The sequence below is a fragment of the Jonesia denitrificans DSM 20603 genome, assembly GCF_000024065.1.
In the GTDB taxonomy this organism is placed as follows: Bacteria; Actinomycetota; Actinomycetes; order Actinomycetales; family Cellulomonadaceae; genus Jonesia; species Jonesia denitrificans.
In genome coordinates this window covers 2677893-2701163 of the sequence record NC_013174.1, presented here as the reverse complement: position 1 = coordinate 2701163, position 23271 = coordinate 2677893, and the positions used below count along the sequence as shown (strand labels likewise).

General features: G+C 60.4%; 23 protein-coding genes. 9 read left to right on the top strand and 14 right to left on the bottom strand.

Translation table 11 applies throughout. The annotated features are described in order from the left end of the window. Nucleotides 1–8 precede the first annotated feature (8 nt). Both JDEN_RS12615 and JDEN_RS12610 read right to left on the bottom strand, forming a co-directional pair. Nucleotides 9–701, bottom strand: a complete 693-nt coding sequence (locus JDEN_RS12615) for a response regulator transcription factor (protein ID WP_015772757.1) — start codon at nucleotides 699–701, stop codon at nucleotides 9–11. Between the two features lie 6 nt (nucleotides 702–707). Then, nucleotides 708–1982: a sensor histidine kinase gene (locus tag JDEN_RS12610; RefSeq protein WP_015772756.1), complete on the bottom strand. Its 1275-nt coding sequence runs from the start codon at nucleotides 1980–1982 to the stop codon at nucleotides 708–710. 148 nt (nucleotides 1983–2130) lie between these two features. Between JDEN_RS12610 and JDEN_RS12605 the strand changes: the two genes are divergently transcribed. Both JDEN_RS12605 and JDEN_RS12600 read left to right on the top strand, forming a co-directional pair. After that, nucleotides 2131–3042 (top strand): ABC transporter ATP-binding protein, encoded by a 912-nt coding sequence (locus tag JDEN_RS12605; protein WP_015772755.1) that lies wholly within the window; start codon nucleotides 2131–2133, stop codon nucleotides 3040–3042. Then, a complete protein-coding gene (locus JDEN_RS12600; protein WP_015772754.1) occupies nucleotides 3039–3833 on the top strand; it encodes an ABC transporter permease in 795 nt (264 codons plus the stop codon). Before JDEN_RS12605 ends, JDEN_RS12600 begins: the two co-directional genes overlap by 4 nt. A gap of 4 nt (nucleotides 3834–3837) precedes the next feature. Here JDEN_RS12600 and JDEN_RS12595 read toward each other — a convergent pair whose 3' ends face one another. Next, nucleotides 3838–4374, bottom strand: coding sequence for a helix-turn-helix domain-containing protein (locus tag JDEN_RS12595; protein WP_015772753.1), 537 nt, complete (start codon nucleotides 4372–4374; stop codon nucleotides 3838–3840). Nucleotides 4375–4495: 121 nt separating this feature from the next. Here JDEN_RS12595 and JDEN_RS12590 point away from each other — a divergent pair, with 121 nt between their 5' ends. Next, complete coding sequence (locus JDEN_RS12590; protein ID WP_049754494.1) at nucleotides 4496–5716, top strand: MalY/PatB family protein; 1221 nt, start codon at nucleotides 4496–4498, stop codon at nucleotides 5714–5716. Here JDEN_RS12590 and JDEN_RS12585 read toward each other — a convergent pair. Further along, nucleotides 5682–6866 carry a class I SAM-dependent methyltransferase gene (locus tag JDEN_RS12585; RefSeq protein ID WP_015772751.1) on the bottom strand — a complete coding sequence of 395 codons (1185 nt, stop codon included), beginning with the start codon at nucleotides 6864–6866 and terminating at the stop codon, nucleotides 5682–5684. The genes JDEN_RS12590 and JDEN_RS12585 overlap by 35 nt on opposite strands. Before the next feature lie 223 nt (nucleotides 6867–7089). Between JDEN_RS12585 and JDEN_RS12580 the strand changes: the two genes are divergently transcribed. Both JDEN_RS12580 and JDEN_RS12575 read left to right on the top strand, forming a co-directional pair. Beyond that, the gene (locus JDEN_RS12580; RefSeq protein ID WP_015772750.1) at nucleotides 7090–7371 is read left to right on the top strand and encodes an HU family DNA-binding protein; all 282 of its coding nucleotides are present in this window, start codon (nucleotides 7090–7092) and stop codon (nucleotides 7369–7371) included. 122 nt (nucleotides 7372–7493) lie between these two features. Further along, nucleotides 7494–8714, top strand: coding sequence for a YibE/F family protein (locus tag JDEN_RS12575; protein WP_015772749.1), 1221 nt, complete (start codon nucleotides 7494–7496; stop codon nucleotides 8712–8714). Here the strand turns inward: JDEN_RS12575 and JDEN_RS12570 are convergent. Beyond that, on the bottom strand, nucleotides 8692–11280 hold the full coding sequence (locus JDEN_RS12570) for a flippase-like domain-containing protein (protein ID WP_015772748.1): 2589 nt from the start codon (nucleotides 11278–11280) through the stop codon (nucleotides 8692–8694). The genes JDEN_RS12575 and JDEN_RS12570 overlap by 23 nt on opposite strands. 133 nt (nucleotides 11281–11413) lie before the next feature. Here JDEN_RS12570 and JDEN_RS12565 point away from each other — a divergent pair, with 133 nt between their 5' ends. Further along, nucleotides 11414–12148 (top strand): HdeD family acid-resistance protein, encoded by a 735-nt coding sequence (locus tag JDEN_RS12565; RefSeq protein ID WP_015772747.1) that lies wholly within the window; start codon nucleotides 11414–11416, stop codon nucleotides 12146–12148. Here the strand turns inward: JDEN_RS12565 and JDEN_RS12560 are convergent. From JDEN_RS12560 to JDEN_RS12540, 5 genes are all read right to left on the bottom strand, one after another. Further along, the gene (locus tag JDEN_RS12560; RefSeq protein WP_015772746.1) at nucleotides 12135–12926 is read right to left on the bottom strand and encodes a CPBP family intramembrane glutamic endopeptidase; all 792 of its coding nucleotides are present in this window, start codon (nucleotides 12924–12926) and stop codon (nucleotides 12135–12137) included. The genes JDEN_RS12565 and JDEN_RS12560 overlap by 14 nt on opposite strands. Next, on the bottom strand, nucleotides 12923–13570 hold the full coding sequence (locus JDEN_RS12555; protein WP_041287946.1) for a copper resistance CopC family protein: 648 nt from the start codon (nucleotides 13568–13570) through the stop codon (nucleotides 12923–12925). The genes JDEN_RS12560 and JDEN_RS12555 overlap by 4 nt, the downstream gene beginning before the upstream one ends. A gap of 72 nt (nucleotides 13571–13642) precedes the next feature. Continuing rightward, nucleotides 13643–16075: a heavy metal translocating P-type ATPase gene (locus JDEN_RS12550; protein ID WP_015772744.1), complete on the bottom strand. Its 2433-nt coding sequence runs from the start codon at nucleotides 16073–16075 to the stop codon at nucleotides 13643–13645. A gap of 210 nt (nucleotides 16076–16285) precedes the next feature. After that, entirely contained in the window at nucleotides 16286–16639 is a 354-nt protein-coding gene (locus tag JDEN_RS13555; protein WP_015772743.1) for a heavy-metal-associated domain-containing protein, read from the bottom strand. 45 nt (nucleotides 16640–16684) lie between these two features. Then, nucleotides 16685–17011, bottom strand: coding sequence for a metal-sensitive transcriptional regulator (locus JDEN_RS12540; protein ID WP_049754550.1), 327 nt, complete (start codon nucleotides 17009–17011; stop codon nucleotides 16685–16687). Nucleotides 17012–17227: 216 nt separating this feature from the next. On the opposite strand from JDEN_RS12540, the gene JDEN_RS12535 reads away from it, so the two are divergent. The 3 genes from JDEN_RS12535 (at nucleotide 17228) to JDEN_RS12525 (ending at nucleotide 19095) form a co-directional block, all read left to right on the top strand. Further along, nucleotides 17228–17755, top strand: coding sequence for a hypothetical protein (locus JDEN_RS12535; protein WP_015772741.1), 528 nt, complete (start codon nucleotides 17228–17230; stop codon nucleotides 17753–17755). A 91-nt stretch (nucleotides 17756–17846) separates the two neighbouring features. After that, nucleotides 17847–18086 carry a hypothetical protein gene (locus JDEN_RS12530; protein ID WP_015772740.1) on the top strand — a complete coding sequence of 80 codons (240 nt, stop codon included), beginning with the start codon at nucleotides 17847–17849 and terminating at the stop codon, nucleotides 18084–18086. A gap of 349 nt (nucleotides 18087–18435) precedes the next feature. Beyond that, nucleotides 18436–19095 (top strand): TetR/AcrR family transcriptional regulator, encoded by a 660-nt coding sequence (locus JDEN_RS12525; RefSeq protein WP_049754492.1) that lies wholly within the window; start codon nucleotides 18436–18438, stop codon nucleotides 19093–19095. Here the strand turns inward: JDEN_RS12525 and hemL are convergent. Genes hemL through hemC form a run of 4 tightly spaced genes read right to left on the bottom strand, consistent with a single transcriptional unit; the run spans nucleotide 19092 to nucleotide 23269 of the window. Further along, nucleotides 19092–20420, bottom strand: coding sequence for a glutamate-1-semialdehyde 2,1-aminomutase (gene hemL / locus JDEN_RS12520; RefSeq protein WP_015772738.1), 1329 nt, complete (start codon nucleotides 20418–20420; stop codon nucleotides 19092–19094). The genes JDEN_RS12525 and hemL overlap by 4 nt on opposite strands. Beyond that, nucleotides 20417–21391 carry a porphobilinogen synthase gene (gene hemB / locus JDEN_RS12515; protein WP_015772737.1) on the bottom strand — a complete coding sequence of 325 codons (975 nt, stop codon included), beginning with the start codon at nucleotides 21389–21391 and terminating at the stop codon, nucleotides 20417–20419. Before hemB ends, hemL begins: the two co-directional genes overlap by 4 nt. After that, nucleotides 21388–22242, bottom strand: coding sequence for a uroporphyrinogen-III synthase (locus tag JDEN_RS12510; protein ID WP_015772736.1), 855 nt, complete (start codon nucleotides 22240–22242; stop codon nucleotides 21388–21390). The genes hemB and JDEN_RS12510 overlap by 4 nt, the downstream gene beginning before the upstream one ends. Then, the gene (gene hemC, locus JDEN_RS12505; RefSeq protein WP_015772735.1) at nucleotides 22235–23269 is read right to left on the bottom strand and encodes a hydroxymethylbilane synthase; all 1035 of its coding nucleotides are present in this window, start codon (nucleotides 23267–23269) and stop codon (nucleotides 22235–22237) included. The genes JDEN_RS12510 and hemC overlap by 8 nt, the downstream gene beginning before the upstream one ends. Between the last annotated feature and the right edge of the window lie 2 nt (nucleotides 23270–23271).

Genomic DNA, 23271 nt, shown 5'->3' with positions numbered 1-23271 from the left:
TTGATGCGTCAAGCATCGGGTGTGGTGGGGTGCCCTAGGTGAGCGTCATGCATGCGGATTGCGATTTGGACGCGGTTGTCCACATCGAATTTTGTGAAAATCCGCGAAATGTGGGTTTTCACAGTAGGAATCGACATGTACAACGTTTGGCTGATCTCCTGGTTGGACTTGCCTTGCGCGATTTGTTGGGCCACATCGAGTTCCCGTTCGGTGAGTTGCTCCACCATGCGCCGAGCCTGACGTTGACGCCCGGTGTCCGGTTCTTCAGATACCTTCGCGATGAGTTGTGCAGTCACCGACGGCGACAGGGTGGGGTGCCCGTCACCAGCAAGGTTGACGGCACGCACAAGGTCAGGCGGTGAGGTGTCTTTCAGGAGGAAGCCGCGAGCTCCAGCCCGCAACGCCTTCACAATGAACTCATCAGTGTCAAACGTGGTCAGCACCAAAACGTTGGCGTGCGGCCACCTCGTCACAATGTCCTTCGTTGCGCTCAACCCGTCACGCACCGGCATGCGAATGTCCATGAGAACCACATCAGGTTGGTGAGCGGCATACAAGCTCACTGCTTCTTCCCCATGTGTTCCTTCGGCAACCACAGTGATACCAGGGTCACCGCCAAGGATCATCCGCAAACCTGCACGCACAAGAGCGTCGTCATCCACGATAATGATTCGCCGTTGCGTGGGTGCTGCTGTGTTCATGTGTTGTTACTCCTGTTCCACCCATGGGAAGGTCACGGTGACAATAAAGCGGTGGTCTGCGGTAGGACCGTAAGTGATGCTTCCCCCAAAAGATTCGACGCGTTCACTCATTCCCACCAACCCGAACCCAGACGACGGCATCTCGGTGTCCGACACGGCCCGCATCGAATTCCACACATCAATAAGGAGATCACCAGTACTTGTCCGTTTCACGGTGACATGAGCTAACGCATGGGGAGCGTGCTTACGCACGTTCGTCAACGACTCCTGCAACACACGATACGCATTTCGTGACACCGCCTCACTCAACGTAGGCAGCGCATCACGGGTATCACCATCCAACGCGAGATCCACCCGGGTGCCCGCAAGCCGCGCATCGCGAATCACCGTATCAATATCCGTCAACCGGGGTTGCGGGGCATCCGGTGCGTCATCAAGGGGGACAGTCGGGTCCCGCAACACCCCCAACACCTGCCGCAACTCAGTCAACGCCCGGTGAGAGTTCTCCCGAATAATCTCAGCAGTTTCCCTCACCTGATCCGGGTTCAAATCAGTGCGGTACGCCAACGCCCCCGAATGCAACGCCACCAACGAAATCCGGTGAGCTAACACGTCATGCATCTCCCGGGCAATCAACGAACGCTCGTTCGCCCGAGTTTCCGCAGCACGCGCATCGCGAGTTTGCTCCGCAGCCTCCACCCGTGCAGTTAACGTTGCGAGACTTTCACGACGACCGCCCACATAAAAACCGACCGCCACACAGATCGCAAACATCGTTGCCACCGAAAACGTTGTTGACGGTAACCCACCCATCAACCCCGTAGGCCATAACGCGTACGCAACCGCCGCTGACACCGTCCACGCTGCCGCACCACACAAAATCTCTTTCCACTGGCGTCGAGTCGCCACCGAAATTGTTGTCATGACGATCGCGATCGACCCCAACGTCGACAACGACGCCCCAACCCCAGCTAAAGCAATCGCCAAGAACGGGAACCTGCGCCGCAGCGCCATCGCCAGAAAAGCCAACGGGGTCACCAGAAGATCAGCAACCATCAGCAACGCAATAGCGCGATTCTCAAGCTCAGGAAACACATCAGACTCAGCGGCACTGAGCAAAGTCCCATACACCATGAGGAACATGAGGACCCCGCCAAAAATGGCTAACAACCACCGCCACACCCGCGCCCACCGGGACAACGGTGGGGGCGGGAAAATCGGCAACGCCCACAAAGTGCGCCACCGGCTGACCTCCCGATCACGGGTCGCATCGCTACTCATGCCTGCCAGCCTACCCAGCGTTGCCGCACACCTCGCCCATGCGCCCACACACTCAACCTGTGGGCGCACAAAAGCAAGCGAAAGTATGACCCACCACGATCGTCCAGGCTGATGTCCACCACCAGACCTGCCCACAACAATAGAGAGCATGATCACCGTTGAGAACGTCACCAAAACCTTTGGCGGGACTCGCGCACTGACCAACGTGTCGCTGACCGCGAAACCCGGCCGCATCACCGGGTTCCTCGGCCCCAACGGGGCCGGAAAATCCACCGCAATGCGCATCATCTGCGGACTCGCACGCCCAGACAGCGGCACAGCACTCGTTGAAGGCGTCCCCTACGCCCACCTGCCCAACCCGGCACGACGGGTCGGGGCGCTCCTGGACGCTTCCGCCCACCACGACGGGCGCACCGGTCTGGAAACCCTCACCCTGGCCGCAATCGCCCTCGGGATCCCCCGCACCCGCGTCACAGAGGTGATCGCGCTTGTCGGGCTCACCCCCAAAGAAGCGCGCCGCCGCGTCGGAACCTACTCCCTGGGTATGCGTCAACGCCTCGGCATCGCCACCGCGCTCCTACCCGACCCGCGCATTCTCATCCTCGACGAACCCGTCAACGGCCTGGACCCCTCCGGAATCCGGTGGATGCGTGACCTGCTACGCCACTTCGCCGACGACGGAGGCACCGTCCTGCTGTCCTCCCACCTCCTCATGGAAATTGAGGCAGTCGCAGACGACATCATTGTGATCGGGAACGGGCAGATCGTTGCGCAAGGCGCAAAAGAAGACCTCCTGCGCGGTTCCTCCACATCCGTGAGCGCACTGAGTATCGACCCGCTGCGCTCCGCGCTCCTCACCGCAGGACACACCGCCGACACCGTCGGCCCCCACAGTGTGACCACCTCGGCTGACCCCGAAACCGTGGGACGGCTCGCACTTGACCACCAGATTGTCCTCACCGGGCTGCACCAACAGTCCTCAGGCACCCTCGAAGACCTGTTCTTCTCCCTGACCTCCAACCACGACCGCACCGTCACACCACAAGGGGCGCCCTCATGACCTCCACGTCCACACCCACCCAACTCCCCACGGCACCCACAGCCACCACCCAACCAGGCATCCCTTTCGCCCGGCTTCTCACCGTCGAGATGCGCAAACTCTTTGACACGCGTGCCGCACGAATCATCCTCATCATCATGGTGGCCGGTGCCATCGCACTCCAGACCTTGGAGATCTTCCTCGGCGACAAAGACGTTCCCGCCCAATTCACCAGCTACCTCGAACTGGGGATGACCGTTGTCCTCATGCTCGTCCCTGTCATCGTGATCCTGGCAACCACTGCAGAATGGTCCCAACGCACCGCGATGACGACCTTCATGTGGGAACCACGCCGCAGTCGTGTGCTCACAGCAAAAGGTATTGCAGCGCTCGCAGTGTCGGTGGTGAGTGCTGTGGTTGTCCTTGTCACCGCGGTTGGAACAGCCGTGATGGGCGGGGCGATGCGCCCTGGGGTTGAGTGGGGCCTGTCCGGGTCCGTTGTGCTTGGATACGTGGTGATGCTTGTGCTCTTGGTCGCTCAAGGGTTGGCATATGGGGCACTGCTTCACAACACGGCTGCGGCGCTCGTCGCCTATTTCATGGCTCCGATGGTCTTTACGCTGCTCACAGCGTTTATTGCTCCGTTGCGTGAGGTGGCGGATTGGGTGGACTTCAACATTGCCACCTCGCCTATTTTGGCGGGTGATTTCACCGGAGACACGATGCAACGTGCTGCTGTTGCCGTGACGATCTGGGTGGTTGTTCCAGGTGTCTTGGGTGTGTGGCGCACTATTCGCCGGGAAGTGAAGTAGCGGGCTACCCGTTGCGGGCCAGTGATGCGACGAGCGTGGTGGCACGATTAGCGGCTGCGTCCAGAAGCTCAAAAAGCTCGGTTACTTCCCGGGGAGAAGCCTGTTGGAGGAGGGCGTCAACGGCCCGAAACTGAACGGCTTCAGCCTGATTCAGGGCTGCATGACCTGCGTCGGTGAGTTGCACGTCAATGATGCGCTCACCGACGCGTTCCTCAACGTACACAAACCCTCGGTCAATGAGGGTGTCAATGATGACGCAGACAGCGTCTGTGTCGAGTCCAACGCGTCGGCCAATGTGCCGCGGGTGGGACACTCCTGCCAGCATTGCCCGCAAAATGAGGACGTCGCTGAGTTTGAGAGAGGTGAACTGTTCCACCCCTTTCATCAGGCCATCAGAAAGTTGGCGTAAGCGTTCAATGCGATCCATGATCGCGGCTGTGGTGGCTGTGTCGGAGACGGGTGTGGAGATAAGTTCGTGGCGTGCCGCGAGTTCGAGTTCCATGGTCGGTGTGACTGGTCGCGCGTCGTTGGTGGCAGTCATGGTGTCTCTTCCTCGGTGGGGTCCCCACAGGTGGGGCTATGGTGTGAACGTGTGGGGAACCGACTGTGTTCCCGTGTGGCCTTCGTAGGTGGTGGCTGTGGTGTGGGATAGGTTTTCTTCTATGGCTACCCATTACGACACCTCAGATTACGGTTCCGCTCTGACACCCGCGACCGCTGATCCCATGGAACTGCTCACACTTGATGAGTTGCGGGAACGTCACTCTATGAAGTGGACGCGCTACCCGGCGGATGTGTTGCCGTTGTGGGTGGCAGAAATGGATGCGGTCGTTGCGCAACCGGTGATTGACGCTGTGATGACGGTTCTCACGACAGGTGACACCGGGTATCCGGGTCGGGATCGATTGTTGCAGGACGCGTTTGTGGGGTTTGCGTGGGACCGGTGGGGGTGGCAGGTTCCGTTCTCGTCGGTGTCGGTGGTTCCGGATGTGATGCATGGGATCGTTGAGGTGCTGCGCGCGTCGAAGGCGCAGCGAGTGGCGATCACGTCACCTGTGTATCCGCCGTTTCGTGCCTACCCTGAGCAGGAGGGCATGGACGTTGTTGATGTTCCGCTGACTGACGCGGGGCGGCTTGATATCCCGGCGCTCGCTGCCGCGTTTGAGCATGTGGATGTGATGTTATTGTGCAACCCGCATAATCCGTCAGGTGTGGCGCACACCGTGGAGGAGTTGACGGCACTTCTCGACGCGGCACACGCTCATGGTGTGCTGATCATTGCAGATGAGATCCACGGTCCCTTGACGTCTGTGCGGGCAGATACCGCTGCTGGCGGGTCGGTTTTCACTCCTGTGTTGACTGTTCCCACTGAGGCGGCCGTGGTGACGGTGACGTCTGCGGCCAAAGGGTGGCATTTGGCGGGGTTTAAAGCGGGTGTGGCGGTGCACAATGATGCGGCTGCACCGTTGATGGCGAACCTGGCGTCCCATGTGGCTGATGGGGTGGGGTTTGTGTCGATGGTCGCGCATGCGGCTGCGTTCCGTGAGGGGCGTGACTGGTTGAGCGCCGTGCAGCGGCACATTGATGAGGCACGTGACGTTTTCGGTGAGGCGTTGGGTGACCTGATTCCCGATGCGCATCTTGCTCCTGCGGATGCCACCTACCTGGCGTGGGTAGATTTTCGTGATGTCCGCACCGCCTCGGGGGCAACCTTGGGGCAGGATCCCAGTGAGTTTTTCCTCAAGCACGCACGTGTTGCCATGAACCCGGGGCCAAGTTTTGGTCCAGGAGGCGCTGGTTTTGCTCGGGTGAACCTGGCCACGAGGAAAGACATTCTTGTTGCTGCGGTCACGCAGATGAGTGAGGCCCTCGCCCGGGGGTAACCGATTCGGTGATGGTGAATTTTGCGTGTGTTGCGAGCACCCGGGTGGGCCCGACGAGGCGGCGCAGTGTGGGCGCGTAGGCAAGCGGGGTATTGAACACGGTGAGCATCCGCCCCCCAGGGGTGAGAACGCGGCCAACATCAGCAAAAATACGGTGCGCTGGTGTGGTAGTGACGGCTGTGCCGTCGTGAAATGGTGGGTTGCAGACCACAAGGTCTGCGCTGTGGTCGGGTAGCTGACTGAGCGCATCCATCCACCGCACGCTGACCCGGTCACCCACGTTGTTGAGGTCGACGGTGGCGCGTGCGGATCGGACCGCTTGGGCGGAGACATCGGTCATGGTGACTGACACGTGGGGGTGATGGCGTGCAATCCACACCCCGAGCAGCCCGTTACCGCAGCCCACATCGACGATGCGCGCCGACTGAAGGTCAGTGAGCGCGGTTGGCAGGGTGGAGAGCAGGAAGCGGGTACCTACGTCGAGGCTGGTCCCTGAGAACACCCCGCCATAGGCGGCTATAGGGATCGTTGCGAGGGTGGCCTGTTGTGGGAAACGGGCTGGGGGCAGGGGAGTGTGCGGCATGCTCGCGTGTAGTGCACGCGACTTGTACCGGCCCAGGGACGCGGTGACGGCGGCAAAGGACGCAGCAAGCGCATCGTTCATCCGGGTGGTCATGTACTTGACGCGGCCGGCGGCGAGGAACCGCATCCGTGGTGAGGCATGGGCGGCGATGGTGTGGGCAAAGTCGTCGAGGGTGTCCACGGTTTTGGGCAGGCGCATCAGGACACTGGTGGTGTCGGGGGTGAGCGCAGCGTCCAGTGTGGGGGAGGTGGACCGGACGATGCGGTTGCTCTGGGAGGAGTCGGGCGGTGCCGACTGTGTGGCAGCGAGAGCTGTGTCGAGGGTAACTGCGTCGTGGCAGGAATCGTTCCACAGGGTGAGTGTTGCGTGGGGCAGGAGTTGGGCGATGTCTCGAACTGTGGCGGGGTGGATGGCATTGACGACGGTGATGTGGCGGAGTGTGGCTGCCCAGTCGTTGTGTTGGGCGATGAGGTCGGTGAGCTCAGCGAGGAGGAGCCGGTCCACGCCGTCAGGGGGTGTGTTGGTGGGGTGGGTTGGGGAGTGCTGAACCCGAGAACGTAATGCCATACCACCAGTGTCCCCCACCACTGCAAATCACCCAAAACGGGCGCGTCAGGGGGGTGATGATCCGCTGAGAGCAAAGAAACACCGAAAAATCACGGAAAACAGCGGATGAGTGCAGGCAAATGAGGGCTGCGTGCCCTAATGTGTGACTGGAAGACCCGCGGGAACGCGGGGACACACATCCCGGGACACCATGCCACGTCCCCGGGCATCAGAAGGGAACTCCATGGCACTCAACCGTTCCGAACTCGTGTCGGCTATCGCAGCAAAGTCCGGCCTCACCAAGACCGACGCAGACGCTGCACTGTCTGCTCTCCAGGACGTCCTCGTCGAGCAGCTCAGCGCTGGCGAAGCCGTCAAGATCACCGGTTTGTTGTCCGTCGAGCGTGTCGAGCGCAAAGCTCGCACCGGCCGTAACCCCCGCACCGGTGAAGAGATCGAAATCCCAGCCGGTTACGGTGTCAAGATTTCAGCGGGCTCCATTTTGAAGAAGGCCGTCACTCAGTGACCCCACTCCTGAGGGAGTAGGTCACCTTGATGACACGGTGACGTCGGGCCGCCCCCACCAGGGCGGCCCGACTCATATCTGCACGTAGGCACTTGGTCAGCCACACACAAAAGGACACAGGCATGCCCCGCCGCGCACGCCCAGCAACGGTTCACACCCACGGTCATACCCACAGTCATGGCCCTGCCCCTCGCGCTTCGCGGCGGGTGCGGATCACCTTAGCTGTTCTCCTCATTCCCATGTTGCTTGCCTCAGTGGTCGGGTTGGTGATCCTGTGGCCGCATGATGCACCCGAACGTGGAACTGTGGTCACGATGGCAACCCCGGACGCCGCGCGTACGGGCACTGTCACAGGTCCAATGACCGACGACTATCTCATCCCCATGAAGCTCGATGACGAGTACGGTGGCGAGAACGTGTGGGTCATGATCGGTTCGGAGTATGCGAACACCGGTATTGATGCTGGTGACCGAATGCGCGTCCAATACATTCCAGAAGCGGAAGCTTCAGGATCCGCGTACGTGTTTCAAGACTTCGAACGCGGCACCCCCATCGCCGCATTGACGATTTTTTACTGTATTTTGGTGATCCTTGTCGCCCGGTGGCGTGGGTTTGCCTCCATCCTTGGGCTCCTTATTTCCTTTGGCGTGGTGGTTGGTTTCACGTTGCCGGCGTTGCTTGTGGGGTCAAACCCTATTGCGACTGCGCTTGTCACGGCGGTGATTGTCATGTTCTTTACGTTGTACATTGCCCATGGTTTCACTGCTCGAACCTCAACTGCGCTCCTGGGAACCATCATTGGACTTGTTCTCACCACGTTCTTGTCCAGTTGGGCGGTCAGCAGCACCAACATTGTCATGCTGGATGAATACCTTGTGCAGTTGGGCATGATGGAACCACGCATTTCGATGCGTTCAGTCATCCTGTGTGGGGTGGTTCTTGCTGGTCTGGGGGTACTCAACGACGTGACCATCACGCAAGCGTCCGCGGTGTGGGAACTGAAAACAGTGAACCCAAAGTTGGGTACCTGGGAATTATTTACTCGAGGCATGCGCATTGGGCGCGACCACATTGCCTCAACCGTCTACACCATCACATTTGCCTACCTTGGGGCGGCCCTCCCGCTGCTGCTCATCGTGTCGCTGGTGGATCAATCAGTGTGGATTACCCTCACCTCAGGGGAGATCGCTGTGGAAGTGGTGCGTACTCTCATCGGCTCGATCGGGTTGGTTCTTGCCATTCCCATCACCACACTGCTGGGCGCCCTGTCGTTGACCATCGGGCACCACGCTGAACAACCGTTAACAGCCAATGATGATGCTACAAATCCCCAGTTCGGTTGAGATAGCGCATCGCAAACCACCCCAAGGGTATGCGAGCCCAGTAGGTAGCGAACCGGAAGAGAACCACCGCAGATGTTGCGACCGCAGCCGGAACAGAGGCAGTGGTTGTGAGACCGGTAATGAGCGCAAACTCGATGGCACCTAAACCGCCTGGTGTCGGCGCCAACGACCCGACAGTGTTACCCACCAGGTACACCACGGCGAGGTCAATGAGCGAAACTTCCACATTGAACGCTAAGAGAGCGGTGTGGAACGCGAAGACGTAACCCAAGGTGATGACGACGTTCCCAGCCACACCAAGCCCGAGACGCCACGGGGTGGACAGTAGTTCGGATAACCGTGGCCACACTTGCCGCAATGTGGGGGACACCTTCGCGACCACCCATCGGCGTAAGACCGGTACGGAAAACACGATCCCTGCGGCAATGACAACGGTGATGATCGCAAAGACAACCGATGTGGACGGCAGCGCTCGCAGCGCCCCGCCTTCACCTGACACCACCGACAGCAGGACAAGTAGCAGCACGGTGACAACAAAACCGGACACTTGGACGAGCGCGACTGTGGCCACAGCCAGGGAGGTGGACACCCCGCGCCTGGTGAGCATCCGTAAGTTCAATGCTGCCGGCCCAATCCCTGCCGGGGCGGCAAGGGCCACAAAGGACGCTGCGGCTTGCACCAGGGTGGCCCGGAACACGGGGAGCCGCACCGAGGCGAACCCGATGAAAGTCATCGCAGCACCCAACCAGGTTGCCAACCCCAGCACAAAGGTGGCCACAAGCCACCACGGGTTGGACTGGGCGACCGCTGTGGTCACTTGCTCAAAGTTGATGGTTGTGAACACCACAACAATCGCTACGAACGTGACAATCCACGTGACCACTGTTTTGACTGAGAACCGGTTGATCTGTTGTGGTTCCACGTTCGCTTCGGGGAGTTCGCGCACCAACGCGGACCGTAATTGGGGCAGGAGGTCTTTGTGTGCCCGCATCCGCGCGCGAGTAGCTGAGGGCAGCACAACTCCCTGAAGCAACGGGCCAACAGCACCGAGCTGTTCCTCGCCCAACACCGCCATCGCATTGCGGACAGCGTCCTTAGCGCCAACAACCAGAGATAACGAGGTCAATAACTGGGCCACGTCCATGAGTTGGGAGAACCCCGGGGAAGCAATGTCACCGGACTGCCACCCAGTGAGCCAGACGTTCGGGGAATCCTCATACTGCAACGGGGTGCCACCAGAAATACCTGGGGCGGCGCGACCCACTAACACCACGTCACCGGTGATCCCGCGATGGGACAGCCCGGCACTATGTGCGCGGTCAAGTTGCCGCCACACTGCTTGCTGCACACGGTCACTGACCAGTTCCGGCTCCGCGTCCGACAAAGGGATTGTGCCCTCAGGGTGTTCCAACACCAACAGCATCGAATCGTCAGCATGAGCGATCCCCAACAGTCGCGGTGTGCGTACCCCCGCCGCTGACGCCGCATAGGTCAACAACGCAGCCCGCTCCGCAACCGCGCGTAACGACATTGCGGTGCGCCCTTCAATTCCACGCACCCGCACAGAGTGCCACAACCGTTGCATGAACCCGATGACTTGCCGGTCACCGTCAAGGACAACCACATCAAGTCGCGGCCCATCAAGTTGAGTCAACGCATACACGCGTGTGTCGGACGTGCGGGACAACGCCAACACGGAGGGGTCCTCCGGTGAATACGGTTGGTGAGAACTGACAACATGCCGTGGAGAATCATCGGCCACGTCCTTGACTCGCACCAACGAAATCGGGGCGAACCCAGCGCGTTTGAGCGCATCGATCAGCGCCGGGCCCCGGGCACGCTCACTGGACACCCCGGACACATACCGTACCGACAACCCAGCAACCCGTCCCAGCAGTAACGACACGGCAACTCCTGGGAGCGACACTTGCCCAGAAATGAGAGTCACCGCAAGCGAAAACCACAACAGGTTCCAGGAAAAAGCAACCGTACGGCGTCGTTGTCGTGGTCCTGACGCTGTGAGGAGCCCAGCCACCCCCGCAATATACCCAGGGACGGTAATGACTAACCCGGCGCGAGTCGGAATGGACAGCCCGCGCACCAGGTCACTTGCCCCAATAGCGTTGACCGCGTACACAAAGGCAGTCGCCAAAATCAGACCCAACGCCAACGCGGCCGCTGATTCGAGGATTTGGCGTGGTAACCGGCGTGCAGCAAGCTCAATGATGACAGCCCCTGGGATCACCAACGTGACGAGCGTTTCGAGCAACACAACGGGCAACAACCATGCGCGAGTCAGGGCGATCGTAATGTTTTGTACATCATTTTGAACCCCCTCAGTGGTGCCATGCGCGTACGTGGACAAGGCGACCACCGCCACAACACCGAGCAACGATAACGCGATCGCAATAGCGTCACGGGGTTGGCGAACCCGGGGTTCCTCATCATCGACAACAAGAATGTTTGTGCCGGTGGGGCGTGGTTTCGCTGATGAAGGGCGCCGCGAAATCGACCCAGGGCCGCGTGATGCTGCGGCTGTGAGCGGGTCGGGTGTGGGGTTGGGCATGATTTGAGTCTAGGTGAGGACAGTGGTTTCAGCCCGGATTTATCGTGATCGACGTGGGGTGATGGCGCGCGCAACACACCATTGTGTGCTGTGATGGCAAGTGAAGCAGGATCCACACGAAAGGGGTAAGACGATGGATTCACACCGGCATGATTCGAGCGCAGACCACGGTGATACCGCTGTGGTGACGTCAGTGTCTGACGCGTTGCGTGCGGTGTGGTGGATTCCGCTTGCCCGCGGAATCGTGCTCCTGGTGCTTGGGGTCATGCTCATGATGGAACCGCTTGCCGTGGTGGAAACCCTGGTGTGGGTGTTTGGAGTGTTCCTGCTTGTCGATGCGGTCCTTGCAGCTGCTCAAGGGCTTGCGAACCGGCACCAAGAGGGCTGGCGGTGGTGGCTAATCCAAGGAGCGGTGGACCTTGTGTTCGCTGGGTTCATCCTGCTGTGGCCTGGGGCAACTACCTTGGTGTTGTTGTACCTGTTGCTGGTGTGGACGATCGCGCTGGGGGTAACCACGATCATCGCGGCAACTGCGTTGGCCCGCAATAAGGACCTCAGTTGGCCGTGGGTTTTGGTTTTTGGCTTGGTCACAACCCTGTTTGGCGCGACTTTGCTCATTCGCGGGTTTGGTGATGTCGCGACACTCGCGGTGATCGCCATTGTGTTCGGGGTGTACGCGTTTATTACCGGTGCGTTGCAGATCGTTGCGGCGTTCTCTGTTCGCGCCGTAGCACGCGACATTGATGAGGCGTTACAGGGCAGGTCTGCGATCCTTGACGCGATCAGAGAACGCACCCCCGAACGTGAGGTCACTGACGAGGCTGGTAGCGGTGAACCCTCGGCAGGCTCTCCACCTATGACACGGTGACGCCAAGAGTGGTCAGCCACGCATCGGGAAGCAGCAAATACCCAACAAACGCAACAATGTCGATGAGGGTGTGGGCAATCACAAGCGGCCAGATGCGGTTGCGTCCCCACCGGGACTGGTAGAACCACGCGAAAATAACACCCATGATGACGTTGCCAATGAACGGGCCGATCCCTTGGTACAGGTGATAACTTCCGCGCATAAGTGAGCTGGTCACAATAATGTTCCAGCGCCCCCAACCGAGATCACGGAGCCGCTCCCACAGGTAACCGACCACAATGATCTCCTCAAGGAGCCCATTTTTTAAGGCCGCCAGCACGAGGATCGGGACAGCCCACCAGTACGTGTCCACCCCTGCCGCGACGACGCCCACAGTAATTCCCGCCGCTCGCCCAGCCGCGTAGAACGCCAACCCAGGGATTCCAATGATCGCGGCGAGCAGGACACCAAACCCGGTATCACGCACCGGTGAACGACCATCAAGACCAAGCGCGCGGACAACGGAGCGACCGCGCATCGACAACAGATACAACGCAAGTGCCACGGGGACGAGCGCAAAGACCAGGGAGAGAACCTGGTAGGTGAGGTCCAGGTACGGGCGGGTGGACATTGACCCGTTAATGACGGTGGTTTGTTCAGCCAGGGGTGTGGAGTCAGTGAGGCGAGAAATGATGTTCACCAGTGCGTACACACCAGATTTCCCTAAGGACAAACCAAGGACAATCCAGATTTCCGCACCGATCATCACCCGCCCGCGGCGCGTCACTGTGCCAGTCATCTCTGGTTGCGGCGCCGAATGAGCACAACAATACCCACGCCCACCAGCCCTCCTAAGGCAGCGCCCACAATGATTCCAGTGATGGGCCACCCCTCGTCGGAGGTGTCAGATGATGCGGTGTCGTCGGGGGCCTCGACGGATGAGGGCTGTTCGGTGGGGTCGCCAGCTTCGGGGTCTTCCGTTGCCGGGGTTTCTTCAGAGGTTGCTGGTTCCTCAGCTGGTTCAGGGTCCGTGGCGTCCGCAGCTTGTGGGTCCGCCATGGTGAACACAAAATCACCTTCAATGGGGTGCGCATCCGAGGACACGACCCGCCATGCAACGGTGTACTGCCCGTTGGGGAGCGGAGCATCAAACTCAAAACCTACCAGGGTGCCTTGCGGTTGCCCACTGACTTCAGCGACGACGTTACCCGCCTCATTGGTGACAATCAGCTGACTTCCTACCTCCTGAATGCTGTTGTTGAACGTCAACGTGACGGCGTCCAAGGGTTCGGTCACAGTCTCACCGTCAGCGGGAGTCGACTCAAGAAGCACGTCGTGGGCGTGGCCTGCAGCAGGGATACCAAGAACAAGGAACACAGCGGCCACAAGAGCCAGCCACATACGTTGAACGGATCGCATACGAGGGAAGGAAAAATCACGCATAGCACCACCATAAACCGGTTCCCTGGAGATCACGTGACAACGGGCCCTCCAGGGAACCCAGCGTGGTGGTCGTTACCCGGCGCGACGTAACCGCAAGGAGTTTGACACGACAATGACGGAACTGGCAGCCATCGCTGCACCGGCGATCATGGGGTTGAGTAATCCTGCTGCTGCCAGTGGGATCGCGGCAACGTTGTAGGCAAATGCCCAGAACAGGTTTTGTTTGATAATGCGCAACGTGTCGCGGGATAACCGGATTGCGGTCGCTGCAGCGCGCAGGTCACCTCGGACCAGTGTGATGTCGGACGCTTGCATGGCTACATCCGTGCCGGTGCCCATAGCAAGACCGAGGTCGGCGACAGCCAGGGCTGCCGCATCGTTGACCCCATCACCAACCATGGCCACGGTCCGCCCCTGTGCTTGTAAGTCACGCACAACAGAGACTTTGTCAGCGGGCAGAACCTGAGCGTACACGTTGTCCTCGGTGATTCCTGCTTCTTGGGCGGCCGCTAATGCTGCACCCCGGTTATCACCAGTGAGAAGAACCGGACTCAACCCCAAGTCACGGAACTCACGCACAGCTGTTGCTGAGGTGTCTTTCAACTGGTCACGGAGAGTAATGACACCCTGCCATTGGCCCGCCCACGCGACCGCGATTGCGGTCGCGCCATCCGCCTCAGCGTCGGCCACGATCTGCCTGAGGTCGACCCGGTCGGTGGACACTCCTTGCTCCGCAAGCCATGCAGGACGCCCGACAAGCACTCGTGCCCCCATGTCCACCCCTGAGTGGGGAAGACGTACAACACCACTGACTCCACCACCAGCAGCGGCCTGGAAATCGGTGACTTCCCAGTTCCGGTCAACCCCGTCAGGGTCAGGTGCGGTGGGGTGCACGGTTCGGGCTGAGTCAACAATGGCCTGAGCAATGGGGTGCTCTGACCCCTGTTCCACAGCCCCCGCGTAGATAAGGACTTCATCGGGGCCAAACACTGTGTCCACGGTCATTCGACCAGCGGTCAGTGTCCCAGTTTTGTCGAGGACGACCGTGTCGATGCGTCGGGTTGATTCCAGGATTTCTGGTCCCTTAATGAGGATCCCTAGACTCGCCCCTCGCCCCGTACCGACGAGCAACGCCGTCGGAGTTGCTAACCCCAGAGCGCATGGGCACGCAATGATGAGGACCGCAACAGCTGCCGTGAAGGCAGCCGACAGTGACGGCCCCCACACCAGCCATCCCGCAAACACCAGGACAGCTATGACCATAACAATCGGCACAAAAACTGCCGAGATTCGGTCGGCCAATCGTTGAATGGGGGCCTTACCCGTTTGTGCTTGGCTGACCAAACGACCCATCGCCGCCAGCGTGGTGTCTTTACCTACCCGTGTTGCTTCCACATCCAGGTACCCGGACGTGTTGATCGTGGCGCCGGTCACGTGGTCGCCTTCGCGCACATCGACAGGCAGTGGTTCTCCAGTGAGCAGTGACGTGTCCACAGCGGATTGGCCGCGGACAACCACCCCATCAGTCGCGATCTTCTCACCAGGGCGAACCGCAAACACGTCACCCACGATGAGGTCATCAACAGCGACCTTGAGGTCAACTGTCTCGCCGTTCGCGCGACGCACCAGGTGGGCATCCTTCGCACCCAGTTCAAGCAGCGACCGCAACGCGTCGCCGGCTTGACGCCGTGACCGGTGTTCCGCGAACCGGCCTGCTAACAAGAAAGTGGTGACCACAGCAGCGACCTCAAAATAGATCTCCGCCATACTGCCGTGGGACCTTGCCGGGATCAACGACATGGTCATGCGCATCCCCAACTCGCCTGCGCCACCAAAGAACAGCGCCCACAACGACCAGGCGGTGGCGGCAAGAACACCAGTGGACACCAGTGTGTCCATGGTGGAAGACCCGTGCCGAGCTGCCCGGAACGCCGCCCGGTGAAATGGCCACGCACCCCACGTGACAACAGGGAGAGATAACGCGGCAACAACCCACTGCCACCCGGTGAACTGGGTGGCAGGGATCATCGACAACAGCAGGACAGGGACCGTGAGAACCGCAGACCACCGAAGCCGGTGCGCCAAGTCAGCGCCCCGGTCAGGAACTGGTGCGGAGGTGTCCGCGTCCCCATCGTGGCCTGCGTGACCGCCGTCAAGGGCAGCACCGTGGCTGGTGTGCTCGTCACCCGCATCTGGTGGCTGAGTTACGGTGGACTCTGACGCGGGAATGCCCTGCGTTTGTGCGCGCGAGGTGACTGCTCCGGTATATCCGGCGCGTTCAATAGCCGCGATCAGGTCTTCGTTGCTGACAGGTTCGGTAAGGACCACATGGGCGCTCTCCAGGGGGAGGTTCACGGTGGCGGTAGCCCCGGGTATCTTGTTGATTCTCCGTTCAACACGCGCCACACATGACGCGCAGGTCATCCCGGACACCGAGAGGTCCACTTCGGCAAGAACAGGACGGTCGGTCGGGGTGTCGGTGGGCAATTGTTGGGGGTGTGCCATGGGAGTGCTCCTCAGGATCTGAGGGGGAATGACGCAGATCGGCGACCATTCATAGGGGCCCGGCAGCGGGCGGCGCCTGGTGGGATGCGGGGCCGCTGGTTTCAGGGAGCGGCCCGTCAGTCCGAAGGCGGGTGCACCAACAGGTGCGTGGTGGAGATTTTTGGGGTGGCGCATCGGTGAGTGGGTTAGCCGATGCGCCACCCACAGTTGTTACTGGCAGTTGCAGTTGCCGCAGCCACAACCGCCACCGGAGGCACCCTTGGCGGTTAAGCCAAGGTCTTCATTGGCGTTTGCTTTGTCGCCTTGTTCACCTGATTCGGTGGCGAGAGCTTGGGTGTCCACGGCGATGGATGCGACCTCGTACCCGGCTTCGTCGACTGCTTCGCGAAGTGCTGCCTCGTCCAGTGGGTTGTCTGAAAAGACGGTGACTTCGGACTCTGCGTCTTTGCGCAGTTCAATAGAGACGTTCTCGACTCCGGAGACGGCATCGAGTTCGCGGGTGACCGACGACACGCAGTGGGCGCAGGTCATGCCAGGGACCATCAAAGTTGTCACAGTTGACATGTGTTTTCCTTGCTGTGGAAGGGAAGTGAGCGTGGCGGTGTTGGATTAACTCCGCACAAGGCGGGCAATAGCAGCGGCTGCTTCAGCAACTTTTTCTTGCCCTTCGGTTGGTGAACTTTGTGCAGCGTTGACCACACAATGCCCGATGTGGTCTTCCAAGAGTCCGAGACTGACTGCATGGAGCGCTTTGGTCACCGCTGAGACCTGAGTGAGGACGTCAATACAGTAGGTGTCTTCTTCCACCATACGTGCGATTCCTCGCACCTGACCTTCGATGCGCCGCAACCGTTTGTGGTAGTCCTCTTTTGTTCCGGAATACCCGCGTGACGGGGGGACAGTCACCGTGGAATCGTCGATGTGTTCCGTTGTCATTGCGTTGCCTTCCTCGTGCGGCGGCCAGTTGACCAACACCCCTAGCATACCCCCAGGGGGTATTAAGTCAAGGAGAACAAGAAGAAAAAATACACCCACACCACCGCCTGCGAACTATTCCCATAACGTCACTCCTCCGATATCCTGAGCCAATCGCGCAAGAGCACTACTCGTCCCATTCGCAACAGATGTCTGAGATGGCAGGGTTATTTCATCATGCGCGACAACACACTCATCCTTGACCGACGCGGCTTTCTTATCGCACTAGGCGTGGCTGCAGTGATTGCGCTCGCGGCCGTGGGAGTGTTTCTGATCCGTCATTTCTTCCCCTCAACTCTCACCCTTGAGGAAGTCACCACGCAGACGGTGGAGAGTGTGGAATTGTTTGAGTACACGTACTCAGCGAACCCTCAAGGGGCAAGCCGGACGGTGATCACCTCGGCTGAGGTGATCCCAGAGCTTACCCGAGCCTTTGATCAGATGCCCGCGACACCGTTCGATGGTGAAGAACGGGAACTTGCTGGGAAACCGGCAACCGCGTACCGCTTCCATGTGGCCGGTGGCCAGTACGTTGAGGTCACTCAAGTGTTCCTTGGTGAACAGAACGTTGTGGTTTTCTGGCCCAATGGCGAGGTGTATGGATCATCGTGGGGGCGCCCGTTTGACGGGTTCTATGACGAACTTGGCACCACCGACACCGTGCCAGGCGCCCAAGTCCCTCTGGCTACGACCCGCACTCCATAGCAGCGCATCGCTGGGCTACGCCCCGGAAGTCACGGGGAATTTGTTGGTGGTCCTTCTCGCTGTGAGTGGTGAGATACGGAAGGATAGTGCCGTGGACTCGTTGAAAAGATTCTTGGGGTATGACCCAGACGGGCGTGGCGTGAGCCTAGGCACCTCACTGCTGTGGTCGCTGGTGTTGTCGCTTGTGGTCAGCACCATTGTGCGTGCACTGTTTCCCGGGGCGGGGCCCGTGTTACGGATCGTGGTGTTCTTTGCCATCGCGTACCTGGTTTTCCGGTGGATTGACCGGAATCGGAGTGCATCACGGGGGGAACGACGACCTCCGCAGTGATCGATGTCGTCCGTGGGGCGTGGCCGAGCGTGTCGCATCGTGAGAAAGTGGGGCTATCACTCCACAAATTTTTCCAGTTGCCGTGACCCCCGTCACAGAAGGGTCATCGGGCGGGTGACAGTACCGGGCGCAATCGCCGTTAAAAGTGTCCTCGAGACACTATATGTGCAGATGATTGACCTCTTTTTACGTCCACCCCCCGTGTCGCATTGTGTCACTCACCGAGAAAAAACCATCCACCAATGGGTGAGATCCATCCGACATACACCATCGTTTAAGCAGGTCAAACGTCATAGAACGCCAAGGCTGTGACTGGCAGGCTGGCACTGTGCCTGCCATACTGCTCTCTATGAGCAGGGGAGATTCATCACGGGTCACACCGTACGGGACAGGCCTACGCCGCCGAGCCGACATCATCGACCAAGCGTCCAAACACTTTGCACGCTACGGCTATCATGGTGCCTCCCTGAGAGAAATCGCATCGCGAACTGGAGTCTCCCACGCCGGGCTTCGCTACCACTTCAGCACCAAAGAAGAACTCCTGATGGAAGTCCTCGCCCGACGCGAACGATTCGGAAGCGAACTTGTCGCACTCGACGAACTCCCAGAAGAACCCACCACCGAACAAGCCTGGTTGCTCGTCGAACGATTTGTTGACCTCATGAAAATGAGCTTCTCTCAACCAGGGTTCATCGAACTCTTCATCACCCAAGCCGTGTTCGCTGCCCACGAAGACCACCCCGCCCACGAATTCTTCCAACGCCGCTACCGCACCATGCGCGCCGAATACACCCAAGGGCTCTCCGCGATCAAAGCAGCCGGACTCCTCAAACCAGGAGTCGAACCCGAATTCGCCGCGACCGCACTCATCGGGTTCCTCGACGGACTGCAAATCCAATGGCTCCTGGAAAAGAAAGGCGTGGACTACATGGAGGTGTCACGCCGTTTCATGCGAGCACTCGTTGCTGACGAACACCTCGACCAGATCGACGACTTCTTCGCAGCCTAACTCTGAGTCCGCGGCGCGGCAGCCGCAGCACGAGCAGCAGCAGGAAGTGCATCAATGATCTGGTTGATCGCCGCATCATCATGAGCCGCCGAGACAAACCATGCCTCAAATACCGACGGCGGCAAATTCACCCCAGCGTCCAACATTGCATGGAAAAACGGGGCATACCGAAATGTTTCGTTAGCTTGGACATCAGCGTAATTCTGTGAACCATGATCACAAGCAGTCTCACCAAACATGATGGAAAACAACGATGACGCGTGCTGCACGCGGTGCGCCACACCCTCATGTGTGAGCGCCTCGCTCACTGCACCACTGAGCACAGTCGCTGTGCGTGACACATGGTCATACACCTCTTGCGTAGCGTGAGCCAACGTCGCCAACCCTGCAGCAACCGCAACCGGGTTCCCCGACAGTGTTCCCGCCTGATAAACCGGCCCCAACGGGGCCAAATAATCCATGATGGCCGCCGGGCCACCCAAGGCAGCAACCGGCATTCCACCACCAATCACCTTCCCAAACGTCACCAGATCAGGGGTGTACGTCGCGCCCCCCGTGGCCGTCTCATAGCCCCACCAACCTGACGCGGAGGTGCGGAAACCGGTGAGTACCTCATCGAGAATGAACAACGCCCCATGCCGGGTGGTGAGGTCACGCAAGCCCTCATTGAAACCAGCAGCAGGGGGCACCACACCCATGTTCGCTGGTGCCGCTTCCGTGATGACAGCAGCTATTCGCCCCGGGTGGGCCTCAAATGCGTGCGCCACTGCATCCAGATCGTTGTAAGGGAGAACAAGAGTCTCCGCTGCCGATGCGTCAGTCACCCCAGCAGACCCGGGTAACGCTTGGGTGGCGACCCCGGATCCCGCCTCTGCAAGAAGTGCATCAACATGCCCGTGGTAGCAGCCCGCAAACTTGATGATCAACGGTCGTTCGGTGACCCCACGGGCGAGACGCACAGCCGTCATCGTCGCCTCCGTCCCTGTGGACACAAGCCGCACCCGCTCCGCGAACGGCACCCTAGCGCGGATCGCCTGCGCCAACTCCACCTCACCCACAGTGGGCGCACCGAAAGACAAACCCCGTGCGGCTGCCTGCTGCACAGCGTCCACCACCGCCGGGTGGGCGTGCCCAAGCAGTGCAGGACCCCACGAACTGACGAGATCCACATACGTGCGCCCGGCAACGTCAGTAATCGTGGCACCCTGAGCAGAGGTGATGAACCGTGGGCTGCCGCCCACACTGCGGTAAGCGCGTACAGGCGAGTTCACCCCACCAGGGAGAACCGTTTGAGCGTGAAGGAAAGCCGTGTCGTTTGTTGTCATCCGTTGTCCTTTAACCAAGTGGCGACCTCAAGGGCCCAGTACGTGAAAATGATGGTGGCGCCGGCACGGCGGATGGAGTGAACAGACTCCATGATCGCTGCATTTCGGTTGATCCATCCATGAGCTGCCGCGGCTTCAATCATCGCGTACTCACCAGAAACCTGATAAGCGGCAACCGGCACATCCACCCGGTCAGCCACATCAGCCAGAACATCAAGATAGGACATGGCAGGTTTCACCATGACAATGTCTGCGCCCTCCAGCACATCCAAATCCGCCTCACGTGACCCTTCCACACGGTTTGCGTAGTCCATCTGGTAGGTGCGCCGGTCACCGTCCAGAGTGGACTCGACCGCGTCACGGAACGGTCCATAAAACGCTGACGCATACTTCGCTGAATAGGCAAGAATCGCAGTGTCAGTGAAACCAGCATCGTCAAGAGCGGCACGAACCGCGCGTACTTGTCCATCCATCATGCCTGATAAGCCAACAACGGCAGCCCCAGCCCGAGCCTGAGCGATCGCCATCTCCTCGTAGCGGACAAGAGTGGAATCATTATCCACACCACCGTCACTGGTCAAGACCCCGCAATGGCCGTGATCGGTGAACTCATCCAGGCACAAATCAGCCATAACAACGGTATTTCCTGTGCTCGCTGTGACAGCCACGGCAATGGCCCGATTGAGGATGCCGTCTGGATCAGTTGCGCCGCTTCCCGTGGCGTCGCGGTGTTCGGGAACACCAAACAGCATGATTCCGCCAAGCCCAGCTGCCTCCACTGTTGCAACAACATCAGGCAGGGTGTCCAGGGTGTGTTGCACGACCCCAGGCATCGATCGGATGGGTAGGGCCCCTCCTGCCCCTTCTCGCACAAACACCGGTAACACCAGGTCACGAGGGTGAAGGTGAGTTTCCCGGGTCAAGGCGCGCATGGCGGCGTTGGTCCGTAAGCGGCGTGGTCGGTCCTTCACAGTGTTCCTTCCGGTTGTGCGAGTGTGCGGGCAGTCCACGCATCAACGAGCGCGTCAACAAGACCTGCAGTGCTTGCCTGGCGGGCAACCGCATCAATGGGCAGCGAATGACGCTGCGCTGCACGACGGGTGGGCTCTCCGATGGCAACAAAAACGGGGCGATCCTCATTCCCCTGGGCGGGCCCGGGGCCTGGTGAAGGGTGCCCGAATTGCGCGACAAACTGTTCCACAATACTGCCTGAGGTGAGTATCACCGCGTCAATGCGTCCAGCTCGCCACGCTGCGAGCGCGCTTGGTGGGGCGGGGTGGGCGACGGTGAGGTAGGTGGTGACGCGGGTGGGGGTGTATCCGGCGCTGGTGAGTCCGGTTTCGAGTTGGGTGGTGGCGAGGTTTCCCAAGGGGAGGAGAACTGCGGTGCGTGGGTCGGTGTGGGTGTTGGCGGCTGGCCATTGGGCGAGCATTCCTGAGGCGGAGTTTTCGGTTGCTTCCCAGGCCACGGTGATTCCGTGGGCGCGCAGTGCACGGGTTGTTGCGGGGCCGACGCTGGCCCATTGGGTGGTGGTGCACACGGTGGTGAGGGGGGTGGTGGGGTGGGTGCGCTGGATGGAGGCGATGAGTTCGTCGACGGCGTTGACGGAGGTGACGGCAACCCAGGCGTAGGTGTGGAGGGCTGCGGTGTGGGTGTCAAGGGTGGCGCGTTGATCGGTGGTGATGGGTTCACGGGTGATGAGGGGGGCGGTGACTGTGTGTCCGCCGGCGTGAGTGATGCGGGTGATGAGGGGGGTTGCTCGTCCTTCGGGGCGCAGGATGAGTGTGGTGCATCCGGTTAGTGGGTGGTGTGGGTCAGTCACGGAGGAACTCCGCGGCGCCGTGGGTGAGGAGGGTGGTGGCGAGTGTGATGCCTGCTTCGGTTGCGTCGTTTTCGCTGGTGACGGTGTGGGTGTGGGTCAGGCGGATGGGGGGTCGGGCGTCGGCAGGTGCGGTCATGGGGGTGGGGGCCGCGTTGATGTCTGTGGTGGTTGAGGGGGTTGGGGTGTGTGCCGTGGGGGTGAGGCGGGGGTCGAGGGCAGTGGCTGTGAGGGTGAGGGTGGTGTTGTGCATGGTGGCGAGGGCACCAACGGGTGCGGCGCAGCCAGCTTCGAGGTGGCGCAGGACGGCACGTTCGGCGGCGACGGCGTAGGCGGTGGGCTGGTGGTGGAGGGTGCGTATCCCGGCGAGGATGCTGGGGTGGTGGTCAGCCATGTCGTGGCGTACTTCGATGGCTAGTGCTCCTTGGCCGGGGGCGGGCAACATGCTTGTAGGGGGCAAGAGTTCAGAGATGACGTGGGCGCGCCCTAGTCGGCGGAGTCCGGCGGCGGCGAGGACAACGGCGTCGAGGTCGTTGCGGATGTGTGGTTTGTCTGCGGTGGATAGTCCGACGCGGGCGAGTCGGGTGTCCACGTTCCCGCGGATATCGACGATGCGCAGGTCAGGTCGGGCGACAAGGAGTTGCGCGGCCCGGCGGGGGGAACCGGTGCCCACGAGTGCGCCGTGGGGGAGATGGGCAAGGCTTTCGCCGTGTCGTGAGCACAGGGCATCTTGGGGGTTTTCGCGTTCGGGGACGATGATGGTGGTCCCCTCGTGTGGCGTGGTGGGGAGGTCTTTGAGTGAGTGCACGGCGATGTCGATGTCACCGGCGAGCAGTGCTTGGCGGATCGCGGTGACGAACACTCCTGCCCCACCCATGGTTGCTAATGATCCGGTGAGTACGTCACCGTCGGTGCGGATGTGGGTGAGGTCAACGGTGACGCCAGTGGCCTGGGCGATGAGCGCGGCGGTGGCACGGGATTGGGCTGTCGCTAAGGCTGAGGCACGGGTGCCAAGACGTAGGGAAGTCACCT

Excerpts from the sequence above, each read along its gene's own strand:
- JDEN_RS12600 (WP_015772754.1), top strand. The coding sequence starts at position 3,039 with ATGACCTCCACGTCCACACCCACCCAACTCCCCACGGCACCCACAGCC.
- JDEN_RS12535 (WP_015772741.1), top strand. The coding sequence starts at position 17,228 with ATGCGCGACAACACACTCATCCTTGACCGACGCGGCTTTCTTATCGCA.
- JDEN_RS12540 (WP_049754550.1), bottom strand. The coding sequence starts at position 17,011 with ATGACAACGGAACACATCGACGATTCCACGGTGACTGTCCCCCCGTCA.
- JDEN_RS12550 (WP_015772744.1), bottom strand. The coding sequence starts at position 16,075 with ATGGCACACCCCCAACAATTGCCCACCGACACCCCGACCGACCGTCCT.
- hemL (WP_015772738.1), bottom strand. The coding sequence starts at position 20,420 with ATGACAACAAACGACACGGCTTTCCTTCACGCTCAAACGGTTCTCCCT.
- JDEN_RS12560 (WP_015772746.1), bottom strand. The coding sequence starts at position 12,926 with ATGACTGGCACAGTGACGCGCCGCGGGCGGGTGATGATCGGTGCGGAA.
- JDEN_RS12570 (WP_015772748.1), bottom strand. The coding sequence starts at position 11,280 with ATGCCCAACCCCACACCCGACCCGCTCACAGCCGCAGCATCACGCGGC.
- JDEN_RS12575 (WP_015772749.1), top strand. The coding sequence starts at position 7,494 with ATGCCCCGCCGCGCACGCCCAGCAACGGTTCACACCCACGGTCATACC.
- JDEN_RS12525 (WP_049754492.1), top strand. The coding sequence starts at position 18,436 with ATGAGCAGGGGAGATTCATCACGGGTCACACCGTACGGGACAGGCCTA.
- JDEN_RS12580 (WP_015772750.1), top strand. The coding sequence starts at position 7,090 with ATGGCACTCAACCGTTCCGAACTCGTGTCGGCTATCGCAGCAAAGTCC.
- JDEN_RS13555 (WP_015772743.1), bottom strand. The coding sequence starts at position 16,639 with ATGTCAACTGTGACAACTTTGATGGTCCCTGGCATGACCTGCGCCCAC.
- JDEN_RS12605 (WP_015772755.1), top strand. The coding sequence starts at position 2,131 with ATGATCACCGTTGAGAACGTCACCAAAACCTTTGGCGGGACTCGCGCA.
- JDEN_RS12595 (WP_015772753.1), bottom strand. The coding sequence starts at position 4,374 with ATGACTGCCACCAACGACGCGCGACCAGTCACACCGACCATGGAACTC.
- JDEN_RS12585 (WP_015772751.1), bottom strand. The coding sequence starts at position 6,866 with ATGGCATTACGTTCTCGGGTTCAGCACTCCCCAACCCACCCCACCAAC.
- JDEN_RS12555 (WP_041287946.1), bottom strand. The coding sequence starts at position 13,570 with ATGCGTGATTTTTCCTTCCCTCGTATGCGATCCGTTCAACGTATGTGG.
- JDEN_RS12610 (WP_015772756.1), bottom strand. The coding sequence starts at position 1,982 with ATGAGTAGCGATGCGACCCGTGATCGGGAGGTCAGCCGGTGGCGCACT.
- JDEN_RS12615 (WP_015772757.1), bottom strand. The coding sequence starts at position 701 with ATGAACACAGCAGCACCCACGCAACGGCGAATCATTATCGTGGATGAC.
- JDEN_RS12565 (WP_015772747.1), top strand. The coding sequence starts at position 11,414 with ATGGATTCACACCGGCATGATTCGAGCGCAGACCACGGTGATACCGCT.
- JDEN_RS12590 (WP_049754494.1), top strand. The coding sequence starts at position 4,496 with ATGGCTACCCATTACGACACCTCAGATTACGGTTCCGCTCTGACACCC.